Genomic DNA, 10,312 nt, shown 5'->3' with positions numbered 1-10,312 from the left:
AAGTCGCGCGCCGAAGTGGGCGCGGTGGGGCGGCCGTTGGTCTTCTCCGTCGGACGTCTGGACGCGCGGCACGGATACGGGACGGTGCTGGACGCCGCCCGCGCCTGGCGGCACCGCGACCCGGCGCCGCTGCTCGCCGTCGCCGGAGAGGGGCCGCAGCGCGCGGAGTTGCAGCGGCGCATCGACGTCGAGGGCCTGCCCGTACGGCTGTTGGGGCGCCGCGAGGACGCCTTCGAGCTGCTGGCCGGCGCGGACGTGGCGCTGCTCAGCTCCCGCTGGGAGGGCAGACCGCTGCTGGCGCAGGAGGCGCTGCACGAGGGGGTGCCGCTGGTGGCCACGGCGGTCGGCGGTGTGCCCGAACTGGTCGGCGGCGCCGCAGAGTTGATCCCGTACGGCGACGTGGACGCGCTGGCCTCGGCCGTCGGCGGCCTGCTGGCCGACCCCGTGCGGCGCGAACGGCTCGTCGCCAGGGGCTGGGAGCGCGCGGCGGAGTGGCCGACGGAGGAGGCCACGGCGGCCCATGTGCTCAGCGTCTACGACGAGTTGACGTCCGCGAACCTGCACTGACCCGTCGCCGCCCGGGAGTTCGCAATGCGCGTTCGCGCTCTCCGGGAGCCCTCCCGGTCCGTCGTCCGTCCCGCCCCGAGCCGCTCAGCTCGACTCGCGTACGACCAGCGTCGCGGGTGTGACCACGGGCGCGAGCGGCGCCGTCTTCGCGGTCTCGTCGGTCAACCCGATCCGGCGCAGCAGGAGTTCGGCCATCATCGTTCCCATGTCCTCGACGTCCTGGCGCACCGTCGTCAGCGGCGGATCGGCCCAGGCGGCCGGCTCCAGGTCGTCGTAGCCGACGACGGCCACGTCCGCGGGCACCCGCAGCCCGCGCGCCCGCAGCGTACGGAGCGCCCCGGAGGCCATCAGATCGTTCCCGGCGAAGACGGCGTCGAGGTCGGGGGAGGAGTCCAGCAGCCGGGCCATGGCGCGCTCGCCGCCCTCGGCGGTGAAGTCGCCCTGGGCGACGAGGGACGGGTCGGTGTCCTGGAGCGCGCAGCCGAGGGCGTCGCAGTAGCCGAGCAGCCGGTCCACTGCTGAGGTCTGGTCCAACGGGCCGTTGATGACGGCGATTTTGCGCCGTCCTCGCTCTTGCAAATGAGCAACCGCCTGCCGGGCGCCGTTCCGGTTGTCGGTGTCGACATACAGCAGATCCTCGTCGTCCTCCGCGCCGGGCCAGCCGGGCCTGCCTCCGAAGACGGCCGGCAGCCCGCTGTGCAGGGCCATCGCCGGCAGCGGGTCGTCCCCGTGCAGCGAGAACATCAGCGCCCCGTCGACGTGCCCGGCCGACAGATAGCGCCCGATCCGTGCGTAGTCCTTCTGCCGCTCCAGCATCATCAGCAGCAACTGCGTGTCGTGTCCGGCCAGTTCGCGGCTGATACCGCGCAACTGCTGGGCGAAGAACGGATCGGCGAAGACCCGGCTCTCCGGCTCCGCGATGACGACGGCGACGGCTCCGGTGCGCCGGGTGACGAGCGTGCGGGCCGCGCTGTTGGGGACGTACCCCAGTTCCTCCACGGAGTGCCGCACCTTCTCGCGGACCTCCGCCCGCACGCCCCGACCCCCGTTGACCACCCGCGACACCGTCGCCCGTGAGACTCCGGCATGGGCCGCGACCGCCTCCAGAGTCGGACGGGACCCCCGGTACGTGTGCACAGACAACTCCTCTATCTTTACCTAGGTCTTGACCAATGCGTGTCGTGAAGTACTGTGCTGCCCATGACGTGAGAGCGCTCTCACCCCCCACCAACGAGGAGCGTAAGTCATGCTCTTGAAGAGCGACAGACGACGCTGGGCACTTGCCGGCATCGCGGCACTCGCCGCCATCGGGACCTGCGTGGCCCCGTACGCGTCCGCCGACGAGGGCGGCGACCAGGCCCGGACGCAGAAGAAGGCCGCAGCCCTCGAAGAGGTCTGGCGCGCCGACTTCGACGGTGACGCCGGCTCGCTCCCCTCCGGCGACGACTGGATCATCGACAAGGGACACAGCTACCCGGGCGGCCCCGACAACTGGGGCACCGGCGAGATCCAGGAGTACACCGACAGCACCGACAACATCCAGCTCGACGGTGACGGACATCTGAAGATCACCGCGCTGAAGTCCGGCGACAACTGGACCTCTTCCCGCATCGAGACCAAGCGCACCGACTTCGCCGCCCCCGAGGGCGGGAAGATGCGCATCGAGGCGGGCCTCAAGCTGCCGGACGTCTCCGGGGACGAGGCGCTCGGCTACTGGCCGGCGTTCTGGACGCTCGGCGACGAGTACCGGGGCAATTACCAGAACTGGCCCGGTGTGGGCGAGTTCGACATCATGGAGAACGTCAACGGCCAGAACACCACGCACGGGGTGCTGCACTGCGGCGTCAACCCCGGCGGTCCCTGCGCGGAGACGCAGGGCATCGGCGAATCCCATGAGTGCTCCGGCGACTGCAAGTCCGACTTCCACGAGTACGCGATCGAACTCGACCGCAGTGGCGATACGGAAGAGCTGCGCTGGTACGTCGACGGCGAGCAGTTCCACTCCGTCAAGGAGTCGGACATGGACGCCAAGACCTGGTCGGACGCCACCGGCCACGGCCACTTCGTCCTGCTGAACCTGGCCATGGGCGGAGCCTTCCCCGACGGGGTCGCCGGCTCCCAGACCCCCACCGCCGCCACCAAGCCCGGCGGTTCCCTGACCGTGGACTACGTGTCCGTCGAAAGCACCGGAGGTGCCTCCAAGTGATCAGCCGCAGGTCTCTCATCCGCGGTGCGGCCGCGACCGCCATCGCCGCACCGGCGGCCGGACTGCTCGTGACGCAGGCCGGCGGTGTCACGGCCTCCAAGAAGAAGAAGGCCGCCGGGCCGCTGTCGCTCAAGATCGTCAACAAGAGCGGTGAGTTCGACAGCAAGTCGATCAACGTGTACATCGTCGGCAACGACGGCACGAACCAGGTCTACGTCACCCCCGACGGCGAGATGAAGACCGTCTCCGCGGGCGACAACGGCGGCGACGGCTTCACGGACTACGCGATCCCGCTCTCCGGCGAGGAGACGACGCTCAAGCTCCCCGAGATGTCCGGCCGTATCTACGTCGCGTGCGGCGACAAGCTGAAGATCAAGGCGGTCGAGGGCGACGACGGCAAGGCCGCGCTGGCCTACCCGGCCGGCTGGGTCGAGGGCGACCCGAACTTCGATGTGATGCACGACTGCGCCGAGTTCACGTACAAGGACGGCGCGATGTACTGCAACACCACCATGGTCGACATGTTCAGCGTGCCGCTCGGCATCCAGCTCAAGGGCGACAAGGACCAGAAGACCGGCTTCCTGAAGGAGGGCGGCCGCGACCAGGTCTTCAAGGCCGTCAAGGGCGCCGAGGGCTTCGGCGACCTGGTGATCGACGACAAGCGCGTCATCGCCCCCGGCCACGGCCTGGGCGAGGGGAAGTTCTCGGAGAGCTTCTTCGACGACTACGTCGAGAAGGTGTGGGAGACCTACTCCGGCAAGGAGCTGATCGTCACCACCAACGCGGGCAAGTTCACCGGCAAGGTCAGCGGCGACAAGCTCTCCTTCACCGGTCCCGGCGAGGTCTCCTTCAACAAGCCCAGCACGAAGGACATCCTCTTCTGCGACGGCGAGCTGGCCGCGCCGAACGACGGCACCACCGGTCCGGTGGCCGCCATCGTGGGCGCCGCGTTCAACCGGTCCACGCTCGCCTCGCACGCCGAGCAGCCCGGCACCGACCAGTCGGAGTTCTACAAGGGCGACGTCGTCCACGAGTACGTCAAGGCCATGCACGCCGCCACCGAGGACGGCAAGGCCTACGGCTTCGCGTTCGACGACGTGGCCAGCTTCGCCTCCTACATCGAGGACGGCGGGGCCAGCGAACTGACGCTCACGCTGACCCCGTTCTGAGGGAATCTGCCAGCGGGACACCCCCCACCCCCCGCCTGTGGGGGTCCCCCGGGCCGCACGGCCCAGGGGAGTTCCCGTCCCTCACCGCCACGCCCGCTGCCGGTTGTCGCCGGGCAGCGGGCGTGGTCGCGTCATGCGTTCCTGCGGGCGGACCCGCGCACACCTCGACGTGTACGCGTACACGTACGGGTACGCCGGGGTCGCGGCGGGCGCGGGCAGGTGCGGATCAGCCGCCGTACGCGCCGGACGCGGTCAGCCGCAGCGCCGTGTCGATCAGCGGCACATGGCTGAACGCCTGCGGGAAGTTGCCCACTTGGCGCTGGAGGCGCGAGTCCCACTCCTCCGCGAGGAGCCCCAGGTCGTTACGGAGCGAGAGCAGCCGCTCGAAGAGCTTGCGCGCCTCCTCCACCCTGCCGATCATCGCCAGGTCGTCCGCGAGCCAGAACGAGCAGGCGAGGAAGGCGCCTTCCTCCCCGAGGAGCCCGTCCACGTTGTCGCCCTCGGCCTGCGAGGTCGGATAGCGCATCACGAAGCCGTCCTCGGTGGACAGTTCGCGCTGGATCGCCTCGATGGTCCCGATGACGCGCTTGTCGTCCGGCGGCAGGAAGCCCATCTGCGGGATCAGCAGCAGCGAGGCGTCCAGCTCCTTCGAGCCGTAGGACTGCGTGAAGGTGTTGCGCTCCTTGTCGTAGCCCTTCTCGCACACGTCGCGGTGGATCTCGTCGCGCAGATCGCGCCACCGGTCCAGCGGCCCGTCCACGTCCCCGGACTCGATCAGCTTGACCGTGCGGTCGACGGCGACCCACGCCATCACCTTGGAGTGCACGAAGTGCCGCCGCGGGCCGCGCACTTCCCAGATGCCCTCGTCCGGCTCGTCCCAGTGGTCCTCGAGATACCCGATCAGCTTGAGCTGGAGCAGCGAGGCGTAGTCGTTGCGGGACAGGCCCGTCATGTGCGCCAGGTGCAGCGCCTCGGTGACCTCGCCGTAGACGTCGAGCTGGAGCTGCCCGGCGGCGCCGTTGCCGATCCGCACCGGGGTCGAATTCTCGTACCCCGGCAGCCAGTTGAGCTCGGCCTCGCTCAACTCCCGTTCGCCCGCGATGCCGTACATGATCTGCAGGTTCTCCGGATCGCCGGCGACCGCGCGCAGCAGCCACTCCCGCCAGGCCAGCGCCTCCTGGTGGTAGCCGGTGCGCAGCAGCGAGGAGAGCGTGATCGCGGCGTCCCGCAGCCACGTGAAGCGGTAGTCCCAGTTGCGCATGCCGCCGATGCACTCGGGGAGCGAGGTGGTCGGCGCGGCGACGATGCCGCCCGTGGGCCCGTACGTCAGCGCCTTGAGCGTGATGAGCGAGCGTACGACCGCCTCGCGGTAAGGGCCGTGATACGTACAGTGGTCGACCCACTCATGCCAGAACTCCTCCGTCGCCTCCAGCGAGGACTCCGCGTCCGGCTCGGCCGGCGGGCTCTTGTGCGAGGCCTGCCAACTGATGGTGAACGCGACGCGTTCCCCGGGGGCGACGGTGAAGTCGGAGTACGTCGTGAGGTTCTCGCCGTAGGTCTCGGCGTCGGTGTCCAGCCAGACCGAGTCCGGCCCGGCGACCGCGACCGTACGGCCCTCGATCTGCTGCACCCACGGCACGACCCAGCCGTAGGAGAAGCGCATGCGCAGCGCCGAACGCATCGGCACCCTTCCGCTGACGCCCTCCACGATCCGGATGAGCTGCGGCGCGTGCTGCTCGCGCGGCGGCATGAAGTCGATGACGCGGACGGTGCCGCGAGGGGTGTCCCACTCGGATTCGAGGACGAGGGAGTCACCGCGGTAACGCCTCCGGTCCGCCCGCGGCGGTTCGGCGCCCTTGGCGGTGGCGGGACCGATCCGCCAGCAACCGTGCTCCCCCGTACCGAGAAGGCTCGCGAAGACAGCATGGGAATCGAAGCGCGGCAGGCACAGCCAGTCCACCGAGCCGTTGCGGCCGATGAGGGCTGCGGTCTGCATGTCCCCGATGAGTGCGTAATCTTCGATGCGCCCAGCCACGTATATCTCCAGTCGAACTGTGGCTCGCCCCGTGGGACGTGCGATGACCTGCGGATTCACATAAATCTCAATCGCGTCTGCGATCGAGCGTCCGAGCAGGATACGACGGAGCGAAGGGCTCCGTGCGGCGCTCTCTCCAGGTCGGATGAGCCGAAAAGGTGAGCTTGCGCGGAGCCGCTCACCAGGTGCGACCGCACCCTCACCGTAGGGGACCGGAAGGCGTCGTCCGAAGCCGCCCGGCTGTGACTCCGGACGCAGTCGCACACACGGCCCCGCCCGCCCCCGGAGCGTCGCTGATACCCTGGTGGCCCGTGGAGCGGGGGGCAGGAGTTCCCGGATCCGTCCCGGAATCCCCCAGTACGACAGCCCCCCGAACCGCAGCGACGGTTTCCCTGAACAACCGCTGCGCGCCGCCGCGCTGCGAGGTCAGGGCCCCGGTGCGCACCTCACCTCGCTACCACGGGAGCACCTCTTGGCTTTGCCGCCCACGTCCATGACGACCAAGCATCTCTTCGTCACGGGGGGTGTGGCCTCCTCCCTCGGCAAGGGGCTCACCGCCTCCAGCCTGGGAGCCCTGCTCAAGGCGCGCGGCCTGCGCGTGACGATGCAGAAGCTCGACCCGTATCTGAACGTCGATCCGGGCACGATGAACCCGTTCCAGCACGGTGAGGTGTTCGTCACCAACGACGGCGCCGAGACGGACCTGGACATCGGCCACTACGAGCGCTTCCTCGACGTGGACCTCGACGGCTCCGCCAACGTCACCACCGGCCAGATCTACTCCAGCGTGATCGCCAAGGAGCGCCGCGGCGACTACCTCGGCGACACCGTGCAGGTCATCCCGCACATCACCAACGAGATCAAGAACCGCATCCGGCGGCTGGCGACCGACGACGTGGACGTCGTCATCACCGAGGTCGGCGGCACCGTCGGCGACATCGAGTCCCTTCCCTTCCTCGAAGCCGTACGCCAGGTACGCCACGAGGTCGGCCGGGACAACGTCTTCGTCGTGCACATCTCGCTGCTGCCCTACATCGGCCCGTCCGGCGAGCTGAAGACCAAGCCCACGCAGCACTCCGTGGCCGCGCTGCGCAGCATCGGCATCCAGCCCGACGGGATCGTGCTGCGTGCCGACCGGGACGTGCCGCGCTCCATCAAGCGGAAGATCTCGCTGATGTGCGACGTGGACGAGCCCGCGGTCATCGCCTGCAAGGACGCTCCGTCCATCTACGACATCCCCAAGGTCGTGCACACCGAGGGCCTGGACGCCTACGTCGTACGCAAACTCGACCTGCCCTTCCGGGACGTGGACTGGACGCAGTGGGACGATCTGCTGCGCCGCGTCCACGACCCGGACCACGAGGTGACGGTCGCGCTCGTCGGCAAGTACATCGACCTGCCCGACGCCTATCTCTCGGTGACGGAGGCCCTGCGCGCCGGCGGCTTCGCCAACAACGCCCGGGTGAAGGTCAAATGGGTCACCTCGGACGACTGCCGTACGCCGGAGGGCGCCCGCGAACAGCTCGGCGACTGCGACGCGATCTGCATCCCCGGGGGATTCGGCGAACGCGGCGTCGAGGGCAAGCTCTCCACGATCACGTACGCGAGAGAGAACCGGATTCCGCTGCTCGGTCTCTGTCTCGGTCTGCAGTGCATCGTCATCGAGGCCGCGCGCAGCCTGGCGGGCATCGAGGACGCCGACTCCACCGAGTTCGAGCAGGGAACGGCGCACCCGGTCGTCTCCACGATGGCCGAGCAGCTCGACATCGTCGCGGGCGAGGGCGACTTGGGCGGCACGATGCGCCTCGGCCTCTACCCGGCGAAGCTCGCCGAGGGCTCGATCGTGCGCGAGGTGTACGGGGGCGAGCCGTACGTCGAGGAGCGCCACCGGCACCGCTACGAGGTCAACAACGCCTACCGCGGCGAGCTGGAGAAGAAGGCGGGGCTGGTCTTCTCCGGCACCTCGCCCGACAACAAGCTCGTGGAGTATCTGGAGTATCCGCGCGAGGTGCACCCGTATCTGGTCGCCACCCAGGCCCATCCGGAGCTGCGCTCCCGTCCGACGCGTCCGCACCCGCTCTTCGCCGGACTGGTCGCGGCGGCGGTCGCACGGCAGCAGGAGGAGGGCTGAGATGACGGACGGCACGCTGCCGGGGGCACCCGGAAGGCACCTCGCCGACGCTCCCGAGCACTGGGAGGTCCGCGCGACCGCGCTGCCCTTCGAGGGCAAGAAGACCGGCGTACGCACCGACGACGTCGTGATGCCGGACGGCTCCGTCGTCCGCCGCGACTACCAGGTGCACCCCGGATCCGTCGCCGTGCTCGCGCTCGACGCGGAGGACCGGGTGCTCGTCCTCAGCCAGTACCGGCACCCGGTGCGGGAGAAGCTGTGGGAGATCCCGGCCGGACTGCTCGACGTCCCCGGCGAGAACCCGCTGCACGCCGCCCAGCGCGAACTGTACGAGGAGGCGCACGTCAAGGCGGAGGACTGGCGGGTGCTCACCGACGTCTACACCACGCCCGGCGGCTCCGACGAGGCCGTGCGCATCTTCCTCGCGCGCGGGATCGGCGTCGCCGAGGGCGAGCGCTTCGAAGTCTCCGAGGAGGAGGCCGACATGGAGCTTGCGCGGGTGCCCGTGGACGACCTCGTACGCGGTGTGCTCGCGGGCGAACTGCACAACAACTGCCTCGTGGTGGGCGTGCTGGCGCTGACCGCCGCACGCGGCGGGCCGGGTCTGGACGCGCTGCGTCCGGCCGAAGCGCCGTGGCCCGCCCGGCCGTTCGAGGCGTAGCGCGCGGCCCTTCGCCGAGGCCCGTGCGGTGCACGCGGACCGTGGTGCTGCCTGCGGTGAACTACGCTCTGTGCGTCCCCGGTCGCGGTGGCGGCGGGGGCCGATGAGCGCGGACGCAGGTGGACGGAGCGTGGCCCGTGACGGATCAAGTGGCGCAGCCCGCGGGCAGGGACGGGGAGGCGGCGCCCGGCGGCGCGGCGGGGCGTACGGAGCGCGGCGGGGCGGAGAGGGCCCAGGGTGAGGAGAACGGCCGGGAGAGCGGCCGGCGGTCCGGCGCCCGGCTGTACGGGCGCGAGAGCGAACTGGCCGCCATGCGGGCCGACATGGAGAAGGCCGGACTGCACACCCTCTCCGGACGCCCCGTCCCGCACAGCCGTGTGCTGCTCGTCGCGGGACGGCCCGGATCCGGACGGACGGCGCTCGCCGGGGAGTTCGCCCGCCGCGCTGCCGCCGCATACCCCGACGGCGTGCTGCGGGCACGTCTGACCGGCCCCGGCGGCACCCCCGTTCCGACCGAGCGCACCGCCCGCGATCTGCTGGCCGCTCTCGGCCCCGACCCCGTACCGGCGGGAGCCGACGAGGACGAGCTGACCGAAGCCCTGCGCGCCCAACTCGGCCGCCGCCGCGCCCTGTTGCTGCTGGACGACGTGACCCTGCCCGAGCAGGTCCTCGACCTGCTGCCCGACACCCGCGACTGTCTGGTGGTGGCCGTGGCCTCCGGGCCGCTGGCCGGAGTGCCGGACGTACGGCCCTGCACCGTCGGCGGGTTGGGGCGCGAGGCCGCCGTCGCGCTGCTCGCGGCACGGGCGGGCGCCCCGCACCGTACGACCGTCGACCCGCGCAGCGCCGAACGCGTCGCCGAGGCCTGCGGACATCTGCCCGCCGCCCTCGTCCTCGCGGGCGGCTGGCTCGCCGCACGCCCGAAGCTGTCCGTGGCCGACGCGGCGAAACGGCTCCAAGAGCAGCCGGTGACCGACCCGTTGGAGCGCGCCTTCCGCCTCGTCGCGGAGTCGCTGACCAGGACGCCCGCACGGGTGCTGCGCATGCTCGCCCTCGCCCCGGACGGACTGGTCGACGCGCACACCGCCTCGTCCCTCGCCAACTGCCCCGTGGCTGCGGCCCGGCAGATCCTGGAGGAGTTCCTGCGCATGGGGCTGCTGCACCGCAGCACCCGCGCCCCCGGCTGCTACGCGGTGCCGCGCTGTCTCGACCCGCTGCTGGGCGCCCAACTCGCCGAGCACGAAAGCCCGGAGGAGACGGTGCTCGCCCGCGCCCGCATGCTGGAGCGGACCGTACGGCGGCTGCGCGCCTGTCATGCCGTCACCGAGCCGGAGGGCTCCGAGGCGCGCCGTCGGGCGGCGTTCCTGCCCCGTACCGTCCGCTTCACCACCCGGCAGGAGGCCCGCGAGTGGCTGGAGGCCCGGCGCCCCGCGATACTCGCCGCCGCCCGGCTCGCGGTCGCCGAGGGCGGCGGCAGGCTCGACGGTCTCGCACGCCGCCTCATCGCCGCGCTGTCCCGCGCCTTCGACGCGCACCGCTCGCC

General features: G+C 70.8%; 8 protein-coding genes. 6 read left to right on the top strand and 2 right to left on the bottom strand.

The features are described 5' to 3' along the window. Positions 1–567, top strand: a 567-nt coding sequence (locus AN218_RS32555) for a glycosyltransferase family 4 protein (protein ID WP_141747787.1), incomplete at its 5' end; no start/stop codon positions are given. A gap of 84 nt (positions 568–651) precedes the next feature. Here AN218_RS32555 and AN218_RS32550 read toward each other — a convergent pair. Further along, a complete protein-coding gene (locus AN218_RS32550) occupies positions 652–1,704 on the bottom strand; it encodes a LacI family DNA-binding transcriptional regulator (RefSeq protein ID WP_070020623.1) in 1,053 nt (350 codons plus the stop codon). Positions 1,705–1,813: 109 nt separating this feature from the next. Between AN218_RS32550 and AN218_RS32545 the strand changes: the two genes are divergently transcribed. Together AN218_RS32545 and AN218_RS32540 are read left to right on the top strand one after the other, a co-directional pair. Further along, entirely contained in the window at positions 1,814–2,773 is a 960-nt protein-coding gene (locus AN218_RS32545) for a glycoside hydrolase family 16 protein (RefSeq protein WP_070020622.1), read from the top strand. Then, complete coding sequence (locus AN218_RS32540) at positions 2,770–3,942, top strand: beta-1,3-glucanase family protein (RefSeq protein WP_070020621.1); 1,173 nt, start codon at positions 2,770–2,772, stop codon at positions 3,940–3,942. The genes AN218_RS32545 and AN218_RS32540 overlap by 4 nt, the downstream gene beginning before the upstream one ends. Positions 3,943–4,168: 226 nt before the next feature. Here AN218_RS32540 and AN218_RS32535 read toward each other — a convergent pair whose 3' ends face one another. After that, positions 4,169–5,983 carry a glycoside hydrolase family 15 protein gene (locus AN218_RS32535; RefSeq protein WP_070020624.1) on the bottom strand — a complete coding sequence of 605 codons (1,815 nt, stop codon included), beginning with the start codon at positions 5,981–5,983 and terminating at the stop codon, positions 4,169–4,171. A 487-nt stretch (positions 5,984–6,470) separates the two neighbouring features. On the opposite strand from AN218_RS32535, the gene AN218_RS32530 reads away from it, so the two are divergent. The 3 genes from AN218_RS32530 to AN218_RS32520 form a co-directional block, all read left to right on the top strand. Continuing rightward, on the top strand, positions 6,471–8,108 hold the full coding sequence (locus AN218_RS32530) for a CTP synthase (protein WP_107421635.1): 1,638 nt from the start codon (positions 6,471–6,473) through the stop codon (positions 8,106–8,108). 1 nt (position 8,109) lies between these two features. Further along, a complete protein-coding gene (locus AN218_RS32525) occupies positions 8,110–8,769 on the top strand; it encodes an NUDIX domain-containing protein (RefSeq protein WP_070020619.1) in 660 nt (219 codons plus the stop codon). A 137-nt stretch (positions 8,770–8,906) separates the two neighbouring features. Further along, positions 8,907–10,312 (top strand): AAA family ATPase (locus tag AN218_RS32520; RefSeq protein ID WP_420856046.1); only part of this gene is annotated, 1,406 nt, incomplete at its 3' end.

It is taken from the genome of Streptomyces nanshensis (genome assembly GCF_001751255.1).
Lineage (GTDB): Bacteria > Actinomycetota > Actinomycetes > Streptomycetales > Streptomycetaceae > Streptomyces > Streptomyces nanshensis_A.
The sequence above is the reverse complement of the archived record's forward strand: the minus strand, read 5'-3'. Positions and strand labels throughout refer to the sequence as shown.